The 22716-nt window shown below is 44.5% G+C and carries 22 protein-coding genes and 1 pseudogene; 19 read left to right on the plus strand and 4 right to left on the minus strand.

Features of this window, described 5'->3' with window-relative positions; translation table 11 throughout:
* The first annotated feature begins 294 nt into the window (after positions 1-294).
* The 9 genes from AC0YN6_RS05825 to AC0YN6_RS05865 all read left to right on the plus strand — a co-directional run bounded on the left by AC0YN6_RS05825 (position 295) and on the right by AC0YN6_RS05865 (position 8070).
* Positions 295-1248: an ABC transporter permease gene (locus AC0YN6_RS05825; protein WP_475745705.1), complete on the plus strand. Its 954-nt coding sequence runs from the start codon at positions 295-297 to the stop codon at positions 1246-1248.
* A complete protein-coding gene (locus tag AC0YN6_RS05830; RefSeq protein WP_475745706.1) occupies positions 1238-2179 on the plus strand; it encodes an iron chelate uptake ABC transporter family permease subunit in 942 nt (313 codons plus the stop codon). The genes AC0YN6_RS05825 and AC0YN6_RS05830 overlap by 11 nt, the downstream gene beginning before the upstream one ends.
* Positions 2176-2934, plus strand: a complete 759-nt coding sequence (locus tag AC0YN6_RS05835; protein ID WP_475745707.1) for an iron ABC transporter ATP-binding protein — start codon at positions 2176-2178, stop codon at positions 2932-2934. The genes AC0YN6_RS05830 and AC0YN6_RS05835 overlap by 4 nt, the downstream gene beginning before the upstream one ends.
* A gap of 77 nt (positions 2935-3011) precedes the next feature.
* Positions 3012-3980 carry a siderophore ABC transporter substrate-binding protein gene (locus AC0YN6_RS05840; RefSeq protein ID WP_475746271.1) on the plus strand — a complete coding sequence of 323 codons (969 nt, stop codon included), beginning with the start codon at positions 3012-3014 and terminating at the stop codon, positions 3978-3980.
* Positions 3981-4133: 153 nt separating this feature from the next.
* Positions 4134-4871 carry an ABC transporter ATP-binding protein gene (locus tag AC0YN6_RS05845; protein ID WP_475745708.1) on the plus strand — a complete coding sequence of 246 codons (738 nt, stop codon included), beginning with the start codon at positions 4134-4136 and terminating at the stop codon, positions 4869-4871.
* Between the two features lie 2 nt (positions 4872-4873).
* A complete protein-coding gene (locus tag AC0YN6_RS05850) occupies positions 4874-5635 on the plus strand; it encodes an ABC transporter permease (RefSeq protein ID WP_475745709.1) in 762 nt (253 codons plus the stop codon).
* 7 nt (positions 5636-5642) lie between these two features.
* On the plus strand, positions 5643-6485 hold the full coding sequence (locus tag AC0YN6_RS05855; protein ID WP_475745710.1) for an MBL fold metallo-hydrolase: 843 nt from the start codon (positions 5643-5645) through the stop codon (positions 6483-6485).
* A gap of 129 nt (positions 6486-6614) precedes the next feature.
* Positions 6615-7088 carry a divergent PAP2 family protein gene (locus tag AC0YN6_RS05860; protein ID WP_475745711.1) on the plus strand — a complete coding sequence of 158 codons (474 nt, stop codon included), beginning with the start codon at positions 6615-6617 and terminating at the stop codon, positions 7086-7088.
* A gap of 208 nt (positions 7089-7296) precedes the next feature.
* Complete coding sequence (locus tag AC0YN6_RS05865) at positions 7297-8070, plus strand: alpha/beta hydrolase (RefSeq protein WP_475746272.1); 774 nt, start codon at positions 7297-7299, stop codon at positions 8068-8070.
* A gap of 15 nt (positions 8071-8085) precedes the next feature.
* On the opposite strand, the gene AC0YN6_RS05870 is transcribed toward AC0YN6_RS05865, so the two are convergent.
* The 4 genes from AC0YN6_RS05870 to nirB all read right to left on the minus strand — a co-directional run bounded on the left by AC0YN6_RS05870 (position 8086) and on the right by nirB (position 12816).
* Positions 8086-9039, minus strand: coding sequence for a TRM11 family SAM-dependent methyltransferase (locus AC0YN6_RS05870; protein ID WP_475746273.1), 954 nt, complete (start codon positions 9037-9039; stop codon positions 8086-8088).
* 110 nt (positions 9040-9149) lie between these two features.
* Entirely contained in the window at positions 9150-9914 is a 765-nt protein-coding gene (cobA, locus tag AC0YN6_RS05875; RefSeq protein WP_475746274.1) for a uroporphyrinogen-III C-methyltransferase, read from the minus strand.
* A gap of 87 nt (positions 9915-10001) precedes the next feature.
* Positions 10002-10316, minus strand: coding sequence for a nitrite reductase small subunit NirD (gene nirD, locus AC0YN6_RS05880; protein WP_475745712.1), 315 nt, complete (start codon positions 10314-10316; stop codon positions 10002-10004).
* Between the two features lie 58 nt (positions 10317-10374).
* Positions 10375-12816, minus strand: coding sequence for a nitrite reductase large subunit NirB (nirB, locus tag AC0YN6_RS05885; protein WP_475745713.1), 2442 nt, complete (start codon positions 12814-12816; stop codon positions 10375-10377).
* Between the two features lie 323 nt (positions 12817-13139).
* On the opposite strand from nirB, the gene AC0YN6_RS05890 reads away from it, so the two are divergent.
* The 10 genes and pseudogenes from AC0YN6_RS05890 to AC0YN6_RS05935 all read left to right on the plus strand — a co-directional run bounded on the left by AC0YN6_RS05890 (position 13140) and on the right by AC0YN6_RS05935 (position 22362).
* Positions 13140-13757 carry an ANTAR domain-containing response regulator gene (locus AC0YN6_RS05890; protein ID WP_475745714.1) on the plus strand — a complete coding sequence of 206 codons (618 nt, stop codon included), beginning with the start codon at positions 13140-13142 and terminating at the stop codon, positions 13755-13757.
* A 181-nt stretch (positions 13758-13938) separates the two neighbouring features.
* Positions 13939-14757, plus strand: coding sequence for a hypothetical protein (locus AC0YN6_RS05895; RefSeq protein ID WP_475745715.1), 819 nt, complete (start codon positions 13939-13941; stop codon positions 14755-14757).
* The gene (locus AC0YN6_RS05900) at positions 14754-15329 is read left to right on the plus strand and encodes a hypothetical protein (RefSeq protein ID WP_475745716.1); all 576 of its coding nucleotides are present in this window, start codon (positions 14754-14756) and stop codon (positions 15327-15329) included. Before AC0YN6_RS05895 ends, AC0YN6_RS05900 begins: the two co-directional genes overlap by 4 nt.
* Before the next feature lie 17 nt (positions 15330-15346).
* Positions 15347-17089 carry an ABC transporter ATP-binding protein gene (locus AC0YN6_RS05905; protein ID WP_475745717.1) on the plus strand — a complete coding sequence of 581 codons (1743 nt, stop codon included), beginning with the start codon at positions 15347-15349 and terminating at the stop codon, positions 17087-17089.
* Positions 17090-17101: 12 nt separating this feature from the next.
* Positions 17102-18874, plus strand: a complete 1773-nt coding sequence (locus AC0YN6_RS05910) for an ABC transporter ATP-binding protein (protein WP_475745718.1) — start codon at positions 17102-17104, stop codon at positions 18872-18874.
* A 30-nt stretch (positions 18875-18904) separates the two neighbouring features.
* Positions 18905-19098 (plus strand): annotated as a pseudogene (locus tag AC0YN6_RS05915) (helix-hairpin-helix domain-containing protein); the annotation flags it as partial.
* Positions 19099-19156: 58 nt separating this feature from the next.
* On the plus strand, positions 19157-19873 hold the full coding sequence (locus AC0YN6_RS05920) for an alpha/beta fold hydrolase (RefSeq protein ID WP_475745719.1): 717 nt from the start codon (positions 19157-19159) through the stop codon (positions 19871-19873).
* Between the two features lie 87 nt (positions 19874-19960).
* Entirely contained in the window at positions 19961-20578 is a 618-nt protein-coding gene (locus tag AC0YN6_RS05925) for a uridine kinase family protein (protein ID WP_475745720.1), read from the plus strand.
* A gap of 123 nt (positions 20579-20701) precedes the next feature.
* Positions 20702-21724, plus strand: coding sequence for a DUF2332 domain-containing protein (locus AC0YN6_RS05930; RefSeq protein WP_475745721.1), 1023 nt, complete (start codon positions 20702-20704; stop codon positions 21722-21724).
* A gap of 197 nt (positions 21725-21921) precedes the next feature.
* The gene (locus tag AC0YN6_RS05935; protein ID WP_475745722.1) at positions 21922-22362 is read left to right on the plus strand and encodes a cell wall hydrolase; all 441 of its coding nucleotides are present in this window, start codon (positions 21922-21924) and stop codon (positions 22360-22362) included.
* Positions 22363-22716 lie beyond the last annotated feature (354 nt).

The raw sequence follows: 22716 nt of genomic DNA on the forward strand, positions 1-22716 counted from the left end.
ATTTCTACTATTATAGAAAGTCCGGTCAATAGGCGTGGAGCCTGGGGCGGACTTTTTTTGCGTGTTGAACAATCCCCGTTCACGAACCCGACACACCTTTACGTCAGATAGAAAAGTCCATCCTCAAAAACAGAAAAGTCCATTCCGATCATTTGATAATCGTGTAATATAGGGAATGTTGCTGATAATGGTTATCAATGAGTGAGAATAAACATCAGCAATGTATTTTTTTTGATTATTAATGAGAATGATTATCTGTATCTGATAATATTCGTGATGATTCGAGGATTGAGTATGAAGCTATGTTATCTTTTCGTCGTTCTTATTGTGTTATCTATAACTTCTCTATTTATAGGGGTTAAGGACATCTCACCGCTGGATTTGCTCAGTCTAACGGATGAACAGCTGCAAGTACTGACTATTAGCCGTATTCCTAGGCTTATCAGTATTATTATTGCTGGTGTCGGTATGAGTGTTACTGGACTGATCATGCAGCAGCTTAGCCGCAACAAATTCGTATCGCCTACAACTGGAGGAACGGACGATTCTGCTAGGTTAGGTATTCTCGTCGCTTTGATGGTATTCCCGTCAGCTAGCACGATTGAAAAGATGCTGATCGCTTTTGTATTTGCATTAGCAGGCACATTCCTGTTTATGAAAATTCTCGATCGCCTTAAGTTTAAAGATACTATATTTATTCCGCTGGTAGGATTGATGTTCGGTAACGTCATCGGTTCGATCACGACTTTTTTCGCATATAAGAATGACCTAATCCAAAACATTTCTTCGTGGCTGCAAGGAAGCTTCTCGCTTGTTATGAGCGGACGTTACGAGCTGCTCTACATAAGCCTGCCGCTTCTGGTGGTGGCGTATCTATACGCGAATAAGTTCACCATTGCCGGACTTGGCGAAGAGTTTTCCACCAATTTGGGGATGAATCATAAGTTTGTTGTTAACATTGGACTTGGGATTGTCGCGCTCGTATCGGTTATCGTCATCTTGACGGTAGGAACGCTGCCGTTTCTAGGCCTCATAATTCCGAATATCGTGACGCTGTATATGGGGGATAATTTGAAGAAAAACCTTGCGCATACGGCGGTGGTTGGCGCAATATTCGTGTTGGTGTGCGATGTGCTAGGTCGACTTATTATTTATCCGTATGAAATTCCAATCGGCTTAACGATCGGCGTCGTCGGAAGCATTATTTTTCTTTACTTGTTGATGAGGAGAAAGGCATATGAAGCTTAAACTTAGTTTGCTTGCGGTGCTGGGCGTCGCATTAATTGCCGTGTTTTTGTTCATCGATCTTGGAAGCAATTGGGATTATGCATTGCCAAGAAGATTGAAGAAAGTGCTGGCGATTGTCGTTACCGGGGGCGCTATTGCTTACTCCACAATGATTTTTCAGACCATTACGAACAATCGTATTTTGACACCGAGCATTATCGGGCTTGATTCACTTTATATGCTGATTCAAACCTTTGTCGTATTTGCTTTCGGATCTATGAGCCTTCCGAGCACGAACAAGCATCTCAATTTTTTCATTACGATAGGTGCAATGATTTTGTTCGCTTTGCTGCTATATAAATTTCTGTTCAAAAGGGAAGGAAGAAATCTTTATTTCCTTCTATTAGTTGGACTAGTTATGGGTACATTGTTCGGCAGCATGTCAACGTTCATGCAAGTTCTTATTGATCCGAATGAGTTTCTGATCATCCAAGGAAAAATGTTCGCAAGCTTTAATAATGTAAATACGGATTTGCTGATTATTTCCATCATCATTGTTGCTCTCGTATCTATATATGGCATGCGGCTTGGCAAGTATTTGGATGTGTTGTCGCTGGGCAAGGAGCATGCAGTCAATCTAGGTATTCCATATGATTATGTTGTCAAACGAATATTGGTTATCGTCGCCATTCTGATCGCCGTTTCAACCGCATTAGTTGGACCGATTACCTTCCTTGGACTGCTCGTCGTCAATGTAGCTTATCAGTTCATGAAGACCTATCGGCACAGCTACCTTATTCCGGGGGCTATACTGATTAGCATCATTGCACTGGTTGGAGGACAACTGATCGTAGAGCATGTGCTTACGTTTGAAACTACGATTAGCGTCATTATTAACTTCATCGGCGGAGCGTACTTTTTATATTTGCTGCTAAGGGAGAAGAAAGCATGATAGAGGTTAAAAATGTTTCCAAAGCATATGGCGGCAAGTCGGTTATTGAGGATGTGTCCGTCAGTATTTCAAAGGGCAAGGTTACTTCGTTTATCGGACCTAATGGAGCAGGCAAGAGTACGCTTCTCTCCATGATTAGCCGTTTACTTGCTAAGGACAGCGGTCAGGTGCTTATCGAGGGGAAGGAAGTTAGCAGCTGGAAAAGTGCAGATCTTGCCAAAAAGATATCGATTCTCAAACAATCCAATCATATTAATCTTCGTTTAACGGTACGTGAACTCGTGAGCTTCGGCAGGTTCCCGTATTCGCAAGGCAAGCTTACAAAGGAAGATTGGAAGCAAGTAGATGAAGCGATTGCTTACATGGATCTAGTTGAACTGCAAGGCAAGTATCTCGATGAATTGAGCGGCGGACAAAATCAGCGGGCGTTTATTGCGATGGTTATCGCTCAGAACACGGAATACATATTGCTGGACGAACCGCTTAACAATTTGGATATGAAACATTCCGTTCAAATTATGAAGGTGCTGCGGCGACTTGTAGAGGAGCTTGGCAAAACCGTCATTCTCGTAATTCATGATATTAATTTCGCTTCTTGTTACTCTGATTACATCGTGGCGTTGAAGGATGGAAAGGTCGTCAAGGAAGGCTCAACCGAGTCGATCATCGACAGCGCCGTGCTTAATGACATTTATGATATGGATATTCCGATTGAGCTGATCAATGGCAATCGCATTGGCGTTTATTTTAAGTAATGATGCAAGACTAACTTATGATTATTCAAGCTTTTGAATATATAAAAATTGATTTAGGGGTGATTGATATGAAAAAAATGAAAAAATCTATACCTGTATTGGCTATTTTAGTAATTCTAAGTTTGGTGCTTGCTGCATGCGGCGGTAGTAACAACGGTAATAAAGGTGCGAACAGTGCAACTAACACACCTGCAACAGATGCTCCAGCAACAGAAATTACAGTTAAGCATCAGCTTGGTGAAACGGTCGTTCCGGTTAATCCTGCCAAGGTTGTTGTATTTGATTACGGTTCACTAGACACATTGGATAAACTAGGCGTAGAGGTAACATCATTGCCACAGGCTGGCGTTCCTGCTTACCTTGAAAAATATAAAGATGCAAAATACGTGAACGCGGGCAGCTTGAAAGAGCCTGACTTTGAGAAAATCAATGAGACTGATCCTGATTTGATCATTATCTCTGGTCGTCAATCGGATGCATATGAGGAGCTTAGCAAAATCGCTCCAACGATTTTTATGGGTGTAGACAACAAAAACTTCATGGAGTCGTTCACGACTAATGTGAAGACACTTGCTCAAATTTTTGGTAAAGAAGCTGAAGCAGAAACGGAACTTGCAACGATCAATGACTCGATCAAAGCTTTGAATGAAAAAGCAACGGCATCTGCTAAAAACGGTCTTATCATTTTGGCAAACGAAGGCGCAATCAGCGCTTATGGCAAACAATCGCGCTTCGGAATTCTCCATGATGTGTTTGGTATCCCTGCTGTCGATGAGAACATTAAAGTATCAACACACGGCGACCCTGTGACTTTCGAGTACGTAGCAGAAAAAGATGCTGATTATCTATTTGTTGTTGACCGTAATGCGGTGACAGAAGGTTCAGGCGATGCACATGCTTCTGTTGAGAATGCTTTGGTTAAAAACACGAAAGCTTACAAAGAAGGAAATATCGTTTATCTAAATCCTGATTTCTGGTACCTTTCCGGCGGCGGTCTTATTTCTGTAGCAGAAATGGTTAAAGAAATCGATGCAGCGGTAAAATAATAACAGCAAACATAGTTTGATAATGAATGCTGATAGGCGAATTTTCATTCAATTTTGAATGAGAATTCGCTTTTTTTATCGTTTTCTTCATATGCCTTTGTCGAAGACAGCTTAACAGCTATAATGTAATGGGAGTAGAAAGGAGGGGCGTTTGTGGAGCATATTTTAGAGCTGCAGCAGGTCGGGAAAAATCGTTATGGCGGAGAGAGCGGCCATTTATTCTCGAATGTAACTGCAACAATTGCAGACCCGATTATTATTTCCATTCTAGGTGTATCCGGTCAAGGCAAGAGTACATTGCTTCGTCTGCTTGCAGGGTTAGATAAGGCAGATGAGGGAGATATCCAATTACATAATGTTTCACAGAGAGATATAGATCCAAGGTTATGGAGAATGAAAGTATGCTACGTTGCACAGCAGTCGGTCATGCTGCACGGGAGCATCGAGCAAAATTTGAAGACGGTCAGCTTGCTGCACAAAATTCCATATGATGAGAAGCTCGTGCGACATTTGCTGCCAAGGCTGGGACTTGATCATCTTGATGTCAGTAAAAGCGCTGAGCAGCTGTCAGGAGGAGAGAAGCAGCGAGTATCGCTGCTTCGTTCATTGCTACTTCATCCTACTATCTTACTGCTCGATGAAATTACGGCGTCGCTCGATCGAGGCAGTAAAGAAATGGTTGAGCAGGTGCTGCGTGAGTGGCATCATCAAGAAGGTACGACCATGCTTTGGGTCACTCATGACTTGGAGCAATCGCAGCAAATGAGCAAATCGGTCTGGTTCATGGGCGAGGGAACGCTGCTTGAGAACAGCGACACAGCTGCTTTTTTTGAAAATCCGACAACCGAGCTCGCGCAAAACTATATAAAAGCACCGACAAATAAGGAGTAGCCATGTCCATCATAGCACTTAGCTTTACATTGTTATTCGTGATGATTACGATGCTCGTCTCCGTGTGGCAGAAGCTTGGACTGGAACGAGATATTGCAATTGGCACGATTCGTTCTGCGCTGCAGCTGCTGCTGGTCGGATACGTGCTGCAATTTATTTTTAATACAAGCAATCCATTGCTTATCGTCTTGATTCTCATGTTGATGATTACGGTAGCGTCTTATCATGCGGGTAAAAGGGGGGCGGGGCTGCGGGGCATCATTTGGAAAATCGCGATCGCCATTACATCGACTGAGCTGCTTATGATGGGGCTGCTGCTTGGCTTCCGAATTATTGAAGCTACACCGCAATATATCATTCCGATAAGCGGTATGACGATCGGCAACGCGATGGTCGTCGCGGGCTTGCTGCTGAACCAAATGAGAAGAGAGGTCGAATCCTCGAAAGGCGAAATTGAGACGCTGCTCTCACTAGGAGCGACAGCAAGGCAAGCCATTCAAGACGTTATGAAGCGGTCGGTTAAATCGAGTATGATTCCAACGATAGATGGGATGAAGACGGTAGGTCTCGTTCAGCTTCCCGGCATGATGACGGGCATGATTATCGCTGGAGCTAATCCGATCGAAGCTGTGCGGTATCAAATCTTAATTGTGTTTGCATTCGCAAGCTCGGCAGCCGTTACGAGTATTATTTTGAGCTTATTAAGCTATAAGTTATGGTTTACGAAAGATTTGCGCATTCAAAATATGGAGCAAAAAGGATGATGGCATCGTGAACGTATACAATAGCGGAGCGGCATTGGTGAAGCAAATCGTCGACACAGAGCTCCCTGAACATGGACTGGCGCTCTGGGCACTCGGCCAAGAGGGTTTTCTAGTCAAATGGAAGAAGAAAACGCTGCTGTTTGATCCATACTTAACGAATTGGGTGTATGAGCTCGCTGGTCCGCCATGGTCACGAGCATTCGAATCACCGCTTTCTCCGATGGATTGCCATAATGTCGATTATGTCGTGTGCTCTCACCACCATGAGGACCATATGGACAAGCAGACGTTGCAAGCCATCGGGAAATCAAAGAAAACACGTTTTGTTGTGCCGAAAGCTCATCTGCCTCTTATGAAGGAATGGGGTTTCCGAGATGAGCAATTGATCGGGATTTCTCACGGACAGTCAATTGAACTTGGCAGCGGCATCCGAATCGATGCTTTCGCCGCCAAGCATGAGCAATTTGAACAGGATGATTCAGGCGAGCACAAATTTCTAGGATTCGTTGCGAATTTTGAAGGTATTCACCTTTATCATGCGGGTGATACGATCGGTTTTCCTGAATTGATCACCTGGCTGCAGAGCAGGCGGATCGATATTGCATTATTGCCGATCAATGGAAGAGATTTTGTTCGCAATGAGCAGGGAATTGTCGGTAACTGCAATTATCGGGAAGCGGTAGAGATTGCGGTGCAAATTAATGCTGATCTTTTAATTCCGATGCACTATGGCTTATTTCCTCATAATGATGAGAACCCAGCCTATTTCGTTGACTACCTATACCGCAATTATCCAGCCCAAAAGTTTCATATGTTTGCTCCTGGCGAGCGGTTTATTTATATGAAATAATTTTTCTCGCAATCAGCCTAGCGGGTCTTCATTTCCAGTTACCAACTATTTCATCACTGTCCGGAGCTACATGTTTTTACGCGTAACAGGACAAAATGAATGGAGGATAAGGACTGGAGGTTGACTGAAATGTCCAACAGAGGACTTGTGACGGCATTGACTGCTGTTGGAGCAGCACAATTGCTTAAGCTGCCCCTTCATTATACGAAAACTGGCGTGTGGGATGTTCGGAAAGTCGTTGGTTCAGGAGGCATGCCGAGCTCACATTCAAGCGGAGTATCTGCACTTGCTGCATATACAGCGACGAAATATGGCGTCAAGACGCCGGAATTTGCAATAGCCACGATGCTCGGCATTATCGTAATGTATGATGCCATGAATATTCGCAGACATGCAGGCGAAATTGCTATGCAGGTAAATGATTTGGACGAGGATGTCGAGAAGCTGGCGGGCGAGCATCCAGGTATTTATCATAAGCGCAGACGTGTACGGCTTAAGGAAAGCCTAGGTCATCAACCCCGTGAGGTTGCAGCAGGTGCTTTGCTTGGAACTATTATCGGTTTCGTTGGCGCAGTTTCGGCCGTATCGATTCTCAAGAAATGATTCATTCCGCAATTGGGAATTTTACAGACAGACAGGTTTAAGCGCAGTTTGGCTTAAGCCTTTTTTATTATTTTTCTATACAACAGGAACTATTCTTGAAATAAGGGATTACTAATGACTGGTTAGAATTGTTAGTTATATAATGAAGAAGGACTTCTATTCATATGAGCTTGAGGGGGATCAATAAGTGACGGAGAAATTATTGTGGATGCACGGAGCGCCCTATGCGCTGGGGAATGCAGATGAGGATTGTCCAGCAATTACACCTTATCTTGTGGAAGGCGATGATCGACCTGTGGTTATCGTATGCCCTGGAGGCGGATATGGGGGGAGAGCTTTCCATGAAGGCGAACCAATCGCACAGTGGCTGAACAGCTTGGGTATTTCGGCGTTCGTACTGCGTTACCGGGTAGCACCCTATCAATATCCGTGTGCGCTGCTGGATGTGCAAAGGGCCATTCGTACGGTTCGTTTTAAAGCAGAACACTTTCGGATCAATCCCAAAAAGATAGGTGTTCTTGGATTCTCGGCAGGCGGACATTTAGTATCTAATGCGGGGACAAGTTATGATCTTGGAAACAAAGCTGCGGAGGATGTTATTGAACAGGTGTCTTGTCGACCTGACTTGCTCGTACTATGTTATCCCGTTATTACGCTCAAAGATTCTTTCACACATGTCGGCTCAAGAGAGAACTTACTGGGTAAGGAGGCTAAGCCTGAAAAGATTGAGCAGTTAAGCAGTGAAATGAATGTAACCAAGGACACGCCTCCGACCTTCTTATGGCATACATCGGATGATGCCGCCGTTCCCGTCGAGAATAGCCTAATGTTCGCCTCAGCTCTGAGCAAGCACCAAGTACCTTTTGATCTTCACGTATTTACAAAAGGACATCATGGGCTTGGCTTAGCTGAAGACGAAGAGCATACGAGGGAATGGACGGCTGCTTGTGCATCGTGGTTAGCGTTTAATGAGTTCTCATAAATCGTACATGTATTGTTAAACGCAAACGATGATTTGCCTTATGAAGCTGCCCTTTCTAGTGGTGCAGCGATCTGAAATGGTAAAGCCGGCATTTGTAATGAGCTCATCCATAGGATCAGCCGTTACGATAACGGCCTTGCTTGCGATACGACGAGTATGCTGGAGCAATGAAAACTGAGCCTCTGGCGTCGTACTAGAGAAGTGATTATAAGGCATATCTACAATGGCAACATCGTAATGGTCAGAGATATCGGCAATATCACCGCATACGGCATCCGTTACATACTCGAAATGCGCTAGATTTTCACGCGTGCCTTGAATGATAAAATGATTGATATCTCTGCCAACGATATCCATTCCCATCGATAGTGCTTCTACGAGTACCGTTCCTATGCCGCAGCATGGATCGATCGCTTTTACACCGCTTGGACTTGGGATAGCGATATTGGCTATTGCTCGCGCAATTCGCGTGCTGAGTGCAATGGAATAGCTGCGCGGTTTTTGCATGTGAGTAAGCCACACTGCTTTACTTTTTATATAGTTGCCGAAATACCAGCGTCCACCCCAGGTTAAAATGCCGAATACGCGATCGGGCTTACGTACATCAGCCTCGCCTTCAATATATACGCCAATCTCGCGTTCAATTGCACGCTGACCGTCGAAATCGATTTTATTCTCCGGCTTCAGGTCATTCATTTTCAAAAAAATCACCTTAAATGTAGCATCACCCAATTGGATTTGCTGTACCTGCTGCAAAATATCTTCAAGGTGCTCACCTTGATACAAAACCTCGATTCGTTCTCTCATAAACGGACTGCGATCGGGGTGAACATCTACGTTACTAAATAGCACATCTGCCTCCGATTGCTTGCCGAATAAAGAGCGCATTTCTAAGCGGCATATGTCTGCTTCTTCAATGCGATAGCCATAGGTATATACGAAAAGTGGTGCTTTGTTTATGTTTTCCAGTTTAGTCGCATCCTTTGTATAATTGACTTGAAGCTTCTATTATACTCCAAATGGATGGACAACTGTGATTTCGGTATTCGGAAGAATGCCGTACATCCGATGAGATCAAGTCATCCAATTAATGTAATAGCCTGCTGCTCGGCAAGCAGCAGACGCTCGCGCACACGGACAACGTCACCAATAATGATAAGAGCCGGATTGGCGAGCTTCATTGTTATGGCGAGTGTATGGATATCCGACAGTGTCCCTACGATGGTGCGCTGGCATGTAGTCGTTCCCCGCTCAATTAATGCAACTGGAGTTGATGCGCTCTTGCCGTGCTTCAAAAGCTCATCTCGAATGAAAGGAAGTTCGCTGACGCCCATATAGATCGCCAGAGTGTCGACGCTATGAGCAAGTAAATCCCAGCGTATTGGCGGTTTGTCACCATGACAGCGACTGCCCGTTACACAGGCGAAGGAAGCAGCATATTCACGATGGGTAAGCGGGATACTTGCAGCGGCGGCTGCGCCGATTGCAGAGGTTACCCCAGGCACAATCTCGAAGGGAATTCCACTTGAGGCAAGTACTTGCGCTTCCTCCGCACCTCTGCCGAAGACGAGCGGATCACCGCCTTTTAGGCGGACGACCATTTTTCCTTCCCTTGCATAGTTGACGAGGGCTTCATTAATTAGATGCTGCGGCATGGCATGCGATCCAGGAGCTTTACCGACGTAGATGAGCTCAGCGATGGAGCGGGCATAACTAAGCAATTGCTTGCTTATGAGCCGATCGTACAGAATCACGTCTGCCTGTTGAATCCGGCGCATGGCTTTAACCGTAATAAGCTCGGGGTCACCCGGTCCAGCACCTACAATATACACTTTGCCGGTCATTGATTTTCTCATAGGATGCTCTTGCTCCTTTCGCCAAATTAATTAAGCCAACCTCTGACTGATGAATTTACGCCATGCTCATTTCCTTTAGACGGTTACATAAATAGATCCGCTCTCATGATCAATTTCGGTCTTGAAGGTGTTGATGCAGCCTTCGTCAGGCTCATGGACATTCCCGCTGCGCAAATCGATTTTCCAATCATGGAGCGGACAGTGTACGGCTGTTCCGCACACCATCCCTTCTGAAAGCAGCCCCCCCTTATGCGGGCATTTATTTTCTACAGCAAGCACGCTGCCGTCAGTTAACCGAAATACAGCTATTTCGATTTCTTTTACTTTAATTCGCCGTGATCCGAGTACATCGATATCGGATAGGTTAGCTACTAACAGTTTTGTTGTCATAGATGTGTTTTCCTCCTTCAGGGTGTGATGCAGCAAGAATGCTACGTAAGCATAAGTTCTATAGCTCTACTGGCTGAGCGGCAGACAGCTGTTCGAAGTTTTTACGCAATTCACCCGTTTCAACAATTTCTTTCCATGGATCGGTCGTTAAGCTGAGCGTTTGCTCAATGCGTAATTTAAGAGCAAGGCGCTCTTCCGGTTTGTCGAGTGCGTTCTTAACATAATCGAGTCCGACGCGCTCGATCCATTGAGCCGTCCGTTCATTCCACTGCGCCTGTTCGCGGTATAGTTGTAAAAAGGCGGAGGACCATTCCATAACCTCATCTTCTGTTTTGACGATGCAGAGCAGGTCTGTAGCACGAACCTTCACACCGCCGTTGCCGCCGATATGAAGCTCCCAGCCTCCATCGATGGCGACTACGCCAAAATCTTTAATTGTAGCTTCCGCACAATTCCGCGGGCAGCCGGATACAGCTAGCTTCACCTTGGATGGCGTGTTGAGACGCTCGAACTTTTTCTCAAGCTTGATGCCCATGCCGATCGCGTCCTGCGTACCGAAACGACAGAAGGTTGAGCCTACACATGTTTTTACCGTTCTAAGCGTCTTACCGTAGGCATGCCCAGATGGCATATCGAGATCTTCCCAAATATTTGGTAGATCCTCTTTTTTGACGCCGAGCAAATCAAGCCGCTGTCCTCCTGTAAATTTAACCATTGGAACGTCGTACTTCTCGGCGACTTCTGCGATTTTCTTTAAATCGGAAGGGGTGGTTACGCCGCCGTAAATACGCGGAACGACGGAGAATGTGCCATCCTTCTGAATATTTGCATGATAGCGCTCATTTGTGATCCGTGATTCTTTCTCATCGACATATTCCTCCGGATTGATCATGCCGAGGTAGTAGTTAAGCGCAGGGCGGCATTTCGAGCAGCCCTCGGAATTATGCCAGCCGAGTACATTCATGACCTCGCTTGTAGTGCTTAGATTCATTCGCTTTATTTCTGACACGATCTCATCCCTGTTCAACATGGTGCAGCCGCAAATGCCTTCTTTAACGGGCTCTCCTACCGCATCACCAGCGTAAATTTGAAGCAGCCCTTCGACTAGCGGCTTACAGCCGCCACAGGATGCGGAAGCCTTCGTGCAGGATTTGATTGCGCCAACCGTGTTGCAGCCCTTGTTCGTAATTACATCTGCAATGGTTCCTTTCGACACCCCGTTACATCCGCATATGATTTCGTCATCGGCCATCGCTTCAAGTCTGCTACCGCTGGAGGATTGCCCGAGCAAATCGGATGAAATGCCGAGCAATATTTCCTTCTCGCGTCCCGCGATCGATTCTCCTTTCTTAATGGAAGCGAATAATTCAGCACCGTCTGTTGTATCACCAAATAACACCGCGCCAATTAGCTTGCCGTCTTGAATTACAATCTTCTTATATGTGCCTGCGATATCGTCTTGGATCTTGAGTGCGCGAGTGCCTGGCGCATCCACGAAGCGACCAGCTGAGAACACGTCAACGCCAGATACTTTAAGCTTGGTAGAAGTAACCGAGCCTGCATAACCTGCTGTTTCAACGCCTGCTAAATGCTTGGCGAGCACAGCGCCTTGCTCATAAAGCGGAGCAACCAAGCCGTAAGCAATGCCGCGATGCTCTGCGCATTCGCCGACAGCGTAAATACCAGGTATACTCGTTTGCATGAAATCATCCACAACGATTCCGCGATTTACTTCGATACCGGTTGCTTTGGCGAGCTCTATGTTAGGTTTAATGCCGACAGCCATTACAACCAAATCACCATCTACCTCGGTGCCGTCAGCGAAGGTCAGCCCTGCAGCGCGACGTTTGCCTTTAATGGAGGTTGTGCTCTTATGCAATAAAAACTGCATGCCTTGTGATTCCAACTCACGCTGCAGCATTCTCGATGCGGCTTCATCTAATTGCCGTTCCATTAAATAGTTGTGGATATGAACGACGTTTACTTCCATCCCGAGATGCAAGAGACCTCTAGCCGCTTCTAGACCGAGCAATCCGCCGCCGATTACGACAGCTTTTTTATATTTTTTGGAGGCATCGATCATGACCTCGCAATCATGAATATCACGGAAAGCAATTACACCTTCTTTGTCTGCGCCAGGAAGTGGCAGCATAAATGGATTAGAGCCGGTCGCGATAATGATCGTATCGTAATCCACCTCAACGCCTAATTGGGAGGTAATCTTTTTGCGTTCCGTATCAATTTTCGTTACCTTATGGCCAGTGTGCAGCGTGATGTTATTATCTTTATACCAGTCCCAATCGTTGATCACGATTTCTTGCATGTCAGCTCCGCCAGCTAAGACGGAGGATAACATAATCCGATTATAGTTGGGATGCGGCTCAGCGCCGAAGATCGTTATGTCATAGCTTTCAGGAGAAAGTTTTAATAAATGCTCAATCGCTCGAACCCCCGCCATGCCGTTACCTATCAGTACTAATTTCTTCTTAGCTGCAGTCATTTTGTTTCTCTCCTCTCGATCTCTGTCTGAGCGAAAATAATAAAAGCCCGCCTCGTCCCTAGGGAAAACGTACGTCTCCCAGGAAAAACGAAAGCAGGCTTCTTTGCCGCTTCAAACGAATACACCGTTGTATTCGTGAATGATATAGGAATGATAACGTAAATATACAATGAGGCAAGAGTTGATGTCAATATATATGACACAAAAAGAGGCGGATGACTTGGTTGGTGACAAAAATACCCTTTTCGTGTTATATATAATAACAATGATATAGATTTGAACTCATTTTTATAAAAAAGTCGAATAGGAGGGGGTGCTTCTACATGCGTTCTTTGTTAGTAGTCGACCATCGTGCAGCAAACGAGGCAGCAAAGCCGGACCCTCAATCAGATCAGTTTACCAAGAAACAAACGCCAAAATATTTACTTGAGATGTATGGGTACCAAGTTCTTCGAGCGGGAGACGAGAAGAATGCAGCGTTGCAAATGAGCAGCACAGACGCAGTCATTCTTCATCTGCCTCTCAATGAAGTAAAGCAATGGGGATTGAAGCTGATGAAGCAAAAGTCCGTCCCGATGTTATGGTGGTGCAGTCCGGCTTCCGCATCTTTATCCGCTGCATATTGCGAGGATGACGTGCCTGTGGATGGCATTCTAACACCTTCGATGAGCGAACAAGAGCTGCACTGGGCTCTTCATTTCGGCGCTAAGCAATGCATTGAGAGACTGCAATGGATGAACGAGCGCAAGCAGCTGGAGGGACGGCTTGAGGAGCGCAAGTGGATCGATATGGCTAAGGGGATTTTGTGCAAAATCAAAAATATTAGCGAAGCGGAAGCCTACGACGTGTTGCGGAAACAGGCGATGAATGAACGCAAACGGATGGTTGATGTGGCCATATCAATCGTAAAAGTATACCAAATACTTCAGGATCAAAAATAAGGGGGGGATTTGAGAGTATCTGAATCCGTTCTGCAAGGACGCGGCTATATTGCTTCTAATTAGGGGATGTCCCTGATGGTCATAGACCATCAGGGACATCTTCTATTTTTTTTGCCTAGAAAAACCAATTATTATCTCCATCACAAATAAGTGGTAAAATAAATAGATGAGGAAAGGGGTGATGGTACTGAAAATTAAAATGGCATGGTCTGTTGTGTTGCTTCTCATTTTTGGAAGCTGGGCCGGCAACATTTGGTATTTTCAGAGTGTACAGCTTAAGGAGGCGCTGTTTATCAAGCATGACAGCACCATAAATGGAAGCACTGGTGATATTCTTAATTTTGTATTTTTTGAAAATAAGCATGCGACGAACAAGGTGACAGGTATTCAAATAGAAGAATTGCCAATGCTTCGATTTCAAATTTATCAAAATAATACGTTAACTCATCAAGTTAGGATGGAGGCTTCTGCAGAATTCAAGCCGGATGAGACCAATGAGTACGACAAATTGCCATTTACAATAAGTGAAATTACTGTGTTTTATAATGACGGGACATCTAACAGAGTACCGATTGGCGCGATCGATGTCGTATGGAATAAACGAGTCAGCATACTGGACTTTGTTACGAGCATGTCTTCTTCAGCGGGAACCGGAGGGTATACCGTTAGTGTGGCAGAGGCGGCTATTTTAGAGAAAATTGAATATACGTTCAACGACAAGGTGAAGCCATGGTTCAAGCTAGATCTGTCAGGGGAATCGGTCGAGTCACTCGATTTACCTAAGAAGCTGTCTCAAGGCGACACATTGGCATTTGCTTATAAATGGTCTTTTCCAGATAATGAACCCGAAGCATTGAACATGTATAAATCCAAAATTATTATGCACTTCTTAATGGAAGATGGACGGCGTATCATTGAGGATATCCCAATTAATCACAACCTTTATATAAATGACCGGCAGCTGAAAGGTTTAGTCCGTTCTGGAGGTGACATTCATTGAATATCGCTTTGAGGCGCGTACTTAGAAGACTTGGCTGGGGCCTTGTTATTGCAATGATAGATTTAAGGATTGGGTTCTTTGATTTGCTGCCTGACATTATCGGTTACATGATGATTGCGTCAGCACTTCAACACCTTGGCTCCATGCACTCGGTATTTAAAAAAGCGAAGTACATTGCCATAGTTATGAGTGTTCTTACTATTCCAGTTCTGTTTATCCAAACGAATGTAACTATAACTAACTTCTCGTCCATACCGCTTACCGCCCATCTCTATTCACAAGCGCTCTTTGCACTTCATATTTTGATGGCGTATTGGATATTTAATGGCCTTATCGCAATGCTGCAGCAGGAGAGGAATATTCAGTTACTCGATTCTGCTATTAACCGCAGAAATATATATGTGGTGTTTAACCTTTCGATGGTTATATTTTACCCGTTTTTATTAAATGTTGAAGAGAGCTGGAGCTTGATATTAATCGTATTTGGCATATTTTTATTTATTATGGAGCTGCTATTTATTCGAATACCCTTTCGATACTCAAATGTTAGAGAGAAGCGGACGTTCGATTAGCAGAAAAGGAGGATTTCATGTCATTTGTAAAAAGATTGCGATGGTTTTTTCAGGATAGATGGGGAAGCTACGTGCTTGCTATCGGGATTATGGCGTTAGTCAGCCTGCTCTCTACAATACCGCCTAATCTTATCGGGAAGACGGTTGACCTCATTAGTGACGGACAGTTGACTTCAGCAGGGCTTACGAAGACGGTGCTGACGCTGATTGGACTCGCATTATTTCTCTATGTCATGGTCTACATATGGATTACAACGCTGTTTGGTAATTCGGCGCTTATTGAGAAGGTGCTAAGAGGAAGGCTGCTCGCGAATTTGACGAGGATGACGCCTGCTTTCTTCCAGCGCAACAGCACGGGACAACTTATGGCGTTAGCAACAAATGATGTTTTGGCTATCGGACAGACAGCTGGCTATGGGGTTATGACGCTCGTCAATACGCTTGTAGGCGCTTCGGTAGTTATTATTATGATGATCTCATTGGTGAGCTATAAATTAATGATTGCCGCTCTAATTCCGCTCCCCTTGCTGGCGGTCGTTATTAGCAAGCTCGGCAATAAAGTGAGAACTCGCTTTCTAGATGCGCAGGCTTCCTTTGGAAAAATGAATGAGCACGCGCTGGAGTCGATCTCCGGCATTCGTGTGATAAGGTCCTATGTACAGGAAAAGGATGATACCCTTGCATTTGATCAGGTGACCTCTGAGGTGATGCTCAAAAACAAACGAGTATCGATTCTAAATGCAATGTTTCAGCCCATAATTTCATTAATTGTCGGCGTGAGTTATTCAATTGGAATTGGTTACGGCTCTTATCTGGTGTTCCAACATGAGATTTCGCTCGGGCAGCTCATTTCATTTAATATCTATTTGGGCATGCTCATTTGGCCGATGATCTCTTTTGGCGAGTTCATTAACGTTTTGCAGCGCGGCAGCGCCTCAGCTGATCGATTGGACACATCGCTGACGCAGAAACCGGATATTCAGGATGCGGATAAACCCGTCAGTGTAAAAGTGCCTACGCGAATTGAAATGAAGCAGCTTACATTCACTTACCCAACAGCTAGTCAAGCTAGTCTGAATAACGTATCGATTCAACTTGAGCGCGGTCAAACGCTAGGCATCGTAGGCAAAACAGGGAGCGGGAAGAGTACGCTGCTTAAGCAGCTGCTTCGTCAGTATCCGCTTGAGCAGAATCGCCTGCTAATAGCAGGGATTCCAGTAGAGCAAATTGCAATAGACCAGATGAGACGGTGGATTGCCTATGTGCCGCAAGAGCATCTGCTTCTCTCCAAAACGATCCGAGAAAACATTGCGCTGGGCAAGCCTGATGCTACAGCAGAAGAAATTGCGCGAGCTGTACAGATGGCTTCTTTTACAGAAGATATTGCTCAAATGCCTGAGGGTCTAGAAACGGTCGTCGGTGAGAATGGTGTCATGCTTTCGGGCGGACAGAAGCAGCGATTAGCGATAGCTCGGGCACTGCTCGTCGATTCCGAAATATTGCTGCTGGATGATTCACTTTCGGCTGTTGATGCTCGGACTGAAAGTCGAATTCTTCACCATATTCGCTTGGAGCGCGAAGGGAAAACGACCTTTATTACGACACATCGCCTGTCTGCGGTTAGTCATGCGGATTGGATTATCGTGCTGAATGAGGGACGAATTATTGAAGAAGGCACCCACGAGGAGCTTATGCTGTTTGGGGGCTGGTACAAGGAACAGTGGGAGCGTCAGCAAATGGAAGCTAGCTTGGAAGAATAAGGAGGATTTAGAATGCCAAAACAATCAACGGCGAGAAGACTATTCGCATATGCTCTCGTCTATAAGTTTAGAATTATCGGCGCCCTGCTTATTCTTTGCTGTGCGGTAGGCGCTGAGCTCGGCGGACCATTTATTATAAAAACCATTATCGATAAGCATTTAGCGGTCGGCGGGAATGACATTATGCCTGTTCTAGGCATGCTGGCTCTTTACATGGGGCTGCTGCTCATCGCAAGTATCGGTAATTTCTCGCAATCGTACATTTTGCAGACGACAGCACTCCGTATTATCAAAAACATGCGTATGGATTTGATGCGCCATATTCAGCGAATTCCGCTTCGCTACTTCGATAATACGCCGATTGGACAAATCGTATCGAGAATAGCGAACGACACGGAGGCTGTGCGGGATTTGTTCATGAGCTTCATGGCGACCTTTGTCGTCAGCTTCGTACAGCTTATTGGTATTTTTACAGCGCTGTTCATACTAGATGTAAGGCTCGCGTTGTTCTGCTTGCTCTTGCCGCCGCTCTTCGCGGTCATTATGGTCATTCACTTAAAATATTCGAAAAAGTACATCACGATAATGCGCGCGCGTCTTAGTGATATGAATGCCATGATCAATGAATCGATCGTTGTTATGCCAATCATTCAAGCTTTTCGCCGCGAGAAGGTGACGCTTGAAGAGTTTGAGGTATTGAATGAGGATCGATATATTAACCAAATCAAACAGTTTAGAGTATTTTCCTTGTCCTCAAGAAACATTGTGGGTACCATTGGCAGCCTAGTAACCGCGATGGTCATTTGGTATTTCGGTAAAGCCTCGCTTGAGACGGTTATTCTTTACGGTGTGTTCTATGCGTTCATAGATTACTTGGGACGTATCTTTATGCCGATTATCGGTATTTTCGATCAATTGACGAATGCGCAGCGAGCGTTCGTTTCCGCAGAGAAGGTATTTGCGATACTGGACATGGAAGGTATGGAGGTCGAAGAGGTTCATCAGGTGAAGAAGCCTGAGGGCGTAGTGAAGTTCGATAACATCACCTTCGCCTATAAAGAGGGCGAAAATGTTCTAAAGCAAATCTCATTTGAAGCGCGTAAAGGTGAGACCGTCGCTTTAGTGGGTCATACCGGATCGGGCAAAAGCTCGATCATGAACCTGCTGCTTGGCTTTTATGAGCCGGATAAAGGGATGATCACAATTGATGGACGAAATATTTCGACGTTTTCAAAGCAAGAGCTGCGCAAACATATGGGCATTGTGCTGCAAGATCCTTACTTGTTTGCTGGCGACATTAAATTTAACGTCAGCCTTTATAATAAGGACATAACGATTGATAGAGTGAAAAGTGTACTGAAGGATGTAGGAGCGGCGGAATTTATCGAGCAGTTGCCTGGCGGCTATGATGAGCAAGTGGTTGAGCGCGGCAGCACGCTGTCCTCCGGTCAGCGCCAGCTGATCTCCTTCGCAAGAGCACTAGCTTTCGATCCATCTATTCTTATATTGGATGAGGCGACAGCGAGTATAGACAGCGAGACGGAAGGGTTAATCCAGCGAGCGCTGAAAGTGGTCAGTGAAGGCCGGACAACGCTCGTTATCGCACATCGGTTGTCTACGATTCGTGATGCTGATCAAATTCTCGTCCTGCATCGCGGTGAAATCGTTGAGCGTGGTAATCATGATGCCTTGATGGAGCTCCGCGGCAGATATTACAAAATGTATCAGCTGCAGAAGGGGGAGAAAGCCTCATCTGAGCCAGCAAGTGTGACAAGAGAGGCTTAAGAAAAGGAGAAATAAAAAATGGCAGCTTCAAAACCTGAAAACGGATTTCTTTCTCTGCTTGCGGCGCCGGCAAGACGAGCATTGGAACACAATGGAATAACTTCTTTGGAAGAGCTCTCAAAATATAGTGAAAAAGAGATCTTGAAAATTCACGGATGGGGCCCAAATCTTTACCTACACTTAGAACGGCTTTGGAGCAAACGGGATTATCATTCAAAAGCTAAATGACGAACATCTTTGAATGAAATAATAAGTGCAAAATAATTAAAAAGGAGGAGCTGAATGTACATATCCAAGTATGTGAAAAATGGTGAGTTTGCACTACATTACATTGACTCAGCAGATAGCTCTGAGCTTTCAAGGACGCCATTAGTTGTTTGCCCAGGGTTATCAGAAACGGCTGATGAATATATTGATTTACTTGAAGTTATGCAGCCCAGAAGAAGTGTTATCCTTTCGTTCCGGGGACGAGGAGAAAGTGAAACACCCAGCTCTGGATATAACCTCGACGAGCATATCTCTGATATTGAAGCGGTTGTGAAAGATGCTGGACTCGATCAATTTCATTTATTCAGTTACTCACGCGGCGTTTCTTATGCCTTAGGGTATGCATTAAAGCATAAGTCAAAAGTTAAATCGATTATGGTAGGGGACTATCCACCAGAGCACAGGGCAATGGATAAAGAATGGCCGGAAGATTACATAAATAACTATCTCGTTCCATTTAAACGAAAAGAGCAAATTAGACCGATAGCTGTTAGAGGGATACAAAGGGAATCGCAGCAAATCGATATTAAAGGGAATTTTGATATGCCTGTTTTAGTTGCACGAGGTCTACTTGAAGGTTCATTAGTTGCTGACTCAGATATCGAACGTTATAAGAGTATGTGTTCAAAATTAATTATTAAGGAATATGCAGCTTCAGGCCATGCTATTCAGGGGCAAGACAGAGAAAAATTTTATAATGATATTTTAGAGTTTATAAACAACATGGATTAAATCGCTTCCTTAGTTGAATAGACAAGGTACAATCTGTTAGGAATTTGGGTAATAGAAATTGGTTGAAGGTTAAGGGGTGCCATCAACATGGAAAAGAACAATTTATCACATAAATCACAGGAAGCAGTTCAGTCCATTATTACTGCTATTAAAGAGCGTCTGGTTGGACGAAGCAGACCTTTGGTTGTGTCTTTGGATGGCGGGAGTGGTGCAGGCAAATCAACGTTGGCTATTGAGGTGGCTTCGCACTTGGATGCAGAAGTCATCCAGTATGATGACTTCTTTGATGCGACTATCACGAGCGATGAATGGGACTCTTACACATCAGAACAAAAGTGTCGTCGTTGTTTCAACTGGAAGCTTATGCGTAATGAAGTATTGTTGCCGATGATTAGAGGTGAAAAAGCACAATATCACCCTTTTTCCTTTTCAACTAGGAATGGTTTGGCATTGCACTTAGTTACGAAGGAGCCTTCAAAAGTAATTATTTTAGAGGGAATTTATAGCACACTCCCTGAACTATCCGATGTTGTCGATCTTACAGTTCTCGTGGATGTATCCCCCGAACTTCGCCGCGAAAGGCATAATATGAGAGAGGGTTCAGACGATTTGGAATGGCATCTTCGATGGGACCCAGCTGAGGATTACTATTTCACATTCCTTCGTCCATCAACATCATTCGATTTAATAGTAGTTAACGATTAGGACACTGAATAACTAAAAATTTTTGTGATAAATATCCTCTATAAATTAGATAAAAATATTGAAATTTTCTTTATCGAAGGCTCATGTTACCATACCACTAACTGGAAAAAGGTGGTGTGTGATTTGGAAACGAGCGTACTCTCGGAGCGATTTAGAATATTTGCTGAAAGAGAATGTAAGGATTCCAGCAGTCTGTATGAACATCTTGCAGGAAACATTGCTAATGACCCGAAACTGCTTAAACTAGCGGCTTATTCGAGATCAGGACAGCCTGTTCCCAACCTCTTACTGGGCGCGGTTCACTATTTGCTATTAGGGGGAATTGAACACGAGTTAGCTGAGTATTATCCCAGCATAGTAGGTGAATCACGGGACTCATCGACAGCAATTAATTGTTTCATTGATTTTTGTAATCAGTACGAAAATGAGATTATTCAGATTCTAGAAAGCAAGCTTGTACAAACAAACGAAGTGAGACGTTGTGCATATTTGTATCCTAGCTTTTGCTACATTCATAAAATAACGCAAAAACCGTTAGCTCTCATAGAAATAGGAACAAGTGCGGGCTTTCAGCTCCTTTGGGATAAATACCGCTACTCTTATAAAACCGATAAAAAGTACGGATATGAACATTCGGCTCTAGAGATAACGGCTGAAATTAGTGGCGATAATATTCCATTTCTTCTGGAGCATAGCCCACCAGTAACATCAAGGATCGGTCTAGATTTACATGTGAATGATCTGAATGATCCTGAAGATTATCTTTGGCTGAAAGCGTTGATCTGGCCAGAGCATAAGGAACGTATTTCCTACTTTGAAAATGCCGCCTTATGTTTAAAGAAGCATCCTTTAGAGTTAATTGAGGGAGATGGCGTTTCTTTACTTCCGAATATTGTATCGAAGATTAGTAAGGACTCAACAATATGTGTTTTTCATACCCATGTAGCCAATCAGATACCTCACGAGTCTAAGATCAAGTTGTGTGAGCATATTCATAACCTCGGTGAAGAAAGAAACGTGTTCCACCTTTATAATAATATGTGGGATCAAGATCTCCATCTCGACTACTATATAGATGGCAATGGACATAAGGAAACGTTGGCAGAAACAGATGGACACGGTAGGTGGTTTCAGTGGAAGTTATGATTCACTTGACTAACGGGAAATGGTAGTTGAAGGGCAAAAGGAGCAGTTTGCCACTGCAGCTGCTTCTTTTCTTTATTAAGCTAACTGGCAGAAGTCTGTGGTGAAACGGCTATTTATTATTGCTCTCTCTTTTGCCAGAGTAACACATCCGCTTCACCTACAATATGATGAGTCTAGAAATCTAAAGAGGTGAGCCAATGGCAGTCGTAAAAGCAAGGCAACAGGATATTGATATGTTGGCAAGGTTGCTCCGAGCTGAAGCTGAGACCGAAGGCGAAATGGGCATGCTCCTTGTTGGCAATGTTGGAATTAACCGAATAAGAGGGAATTGCTCCGATTTTAAAGATATACGGACAATACCCCAAATGATCAACCAGCCGCATGCGTTCGAAGCGTTGCAACATGGTATGTACTATCAAAGCGCAAGAGACAGGGAACGCCGTCTGGCGCAACGGGCTGTGAATGGGGAGAGGAATTGGCCAGGCAAATACTCCCTATGGTATTTCCGTCCAGGAACGTTCGAAAATCCCGGACCATGTCCGTCAACTTGGTATAATCAGCCGTTCGTAGGACGATGGAAGAAGCACTGTTTTTATGAACCGACCGCGCAAGAATGTGAAAATATTTATAATACGTAATTTTATTAACGAAAAGAGCTCTTTAAGATCTCTTAACCTGACTTGTCAAACGGGACACTATAGCTTAACAATCACCAGAACGAGGCTGCCGGCATGAAACGGCAGCCTTGTTGAGCTAACTGGCAATTTAACGGGGCAAATACTGCTGAAGATTATGCACAGCTGGAAAAAGAAAATGAAAAACTAACTTGTTCATTATTTCACCTCCCTAAATCCCAATCGACCTCGGAAAAATAACGAGTTCCATTGGGATTCTTAACGAGAATCGCAAGGAAGCAGAAAAACTCTAGGGTAACGCCCGAACAACATAGTTTCCGGCTCTTCCGTTATCATGCTTGCAATAGGCACGTGTAC

Source organism: Paenibacillus sp. J22P15 (genome assembly GCF_056269345.1).

Coding starts and splice junctions, on each gene's coding strand:
- AC0YN6_RS05925 (WP_475745720.1), top strand. CDS start 19,961: ATGGAAAAGAACAATTTATCACATAAATCACAGGAAGCAGTTCAGTCC.
- nirB (WP_475745713.1), bottom strand. CDS start 12,816: ATGACTGCAGCTAAGAAGAAATTAGTACTGATAGGTAACGGCATGGCG.
- AC0YN6_RS05905 (WP_475745717.1), top strand. CDS start 15,347: ATGTCATTTGTAAAAAGATTGCGATGGTTTTTTCAGGATAGATGGGGA.
- AC0YN6_RS05865 (WP_475746272.1), top strand. CDS start 7,297: ATGCACGGAGCGCCCTATGCGCTGGGGAATGCAGATGAGGATTGTCCA.
- AC0YN6_RS05935 (WP_475745722.1), top strand. CDS start 21,922: ATGGCAGTCGTAAAAGCAAGGCAACAGGATATTGATATGTTGGCAAGG.
- AC0YN6_RS05860 (WP_475745711.1), top strand. CDS start 6,615: ATGTCCAACAGAGGACTTGTGACGGCATTGACTGCTGTTGGAGCAGCA.
- cobA (WP_475746274.1), bottom strand. CDS start 9,914: ATGACCGGCAAAGTGTATATTGTAGGTGCTGGACCGGGTGACCCCGAG.
- AC0YN6_RS05835 (WP_475745707.1), top strand. CDS start 2,176: ATGATAGAGGTTAAAAATGTTTCCAAAGCATATGGCGGCAAGTCGGTT.
- AC0YN6_RS05895 (WP_475745715.1), top strand. CDS start 13,939: ATGGTACTGAAAATTAAAATGGCATGGTCTGTTGTGTTGCTTCTCATT.
- AC0YN6_RS05825 (WP_475745705.1), top strand. CDS start 295: ATGAAGCTATGTTATCTTTTCGTCGTTCTTATTGTGTTATCTATAACT.
- nirD (WP_475745712.1), bottom strand. CDS start 10,316: ATGACAACAAAACTGTTAGTAGCTAACCTATCCGATATCGATGTACTC.
- AC0YN6_RS05850 (WP_475745709.1), top strand. CDS start 4,874: ATGTCCATCATAGCACTTAGCTTTACATTGTTATTCGTGATGATTACG.
- AC0YN6_RS05830 (WP_475745706.1), top strand. CDS start 1,238: ATGAAGCTTAAACTTAGTTTGCTTGCGGTGCTGGGCGTCGCATTAATT.
- AC0YN6_RS05920 (WP_475745719.1), top strand. CDS start 19,157: ATGTACATATCCAAGTATGTGAAAAATGGTGAGTTTGCACTACATTAC.
- AC0YN6_RS05840 (WP_475746271.1), top strand. CDS start 3,012: ATGAAAAAATCTATACCTGTATTGGCTATTTTAGTAATTCTAAGTTTG.
- AC0YN6_RS05890 (WP_475745714.1), top strand. CDS start 13,140: ATGCGTTCTTTGTTAGTAGTCGACCATCGTGCAGCAAACGAGGCAGCA.
- AC0YN6_RS05910 (WP_475745718.1), top strand. CDS start 17,102: ATGCCAAAACAATCAACGGCGAGAAGACTATTCGCATATGCTCTCGTC.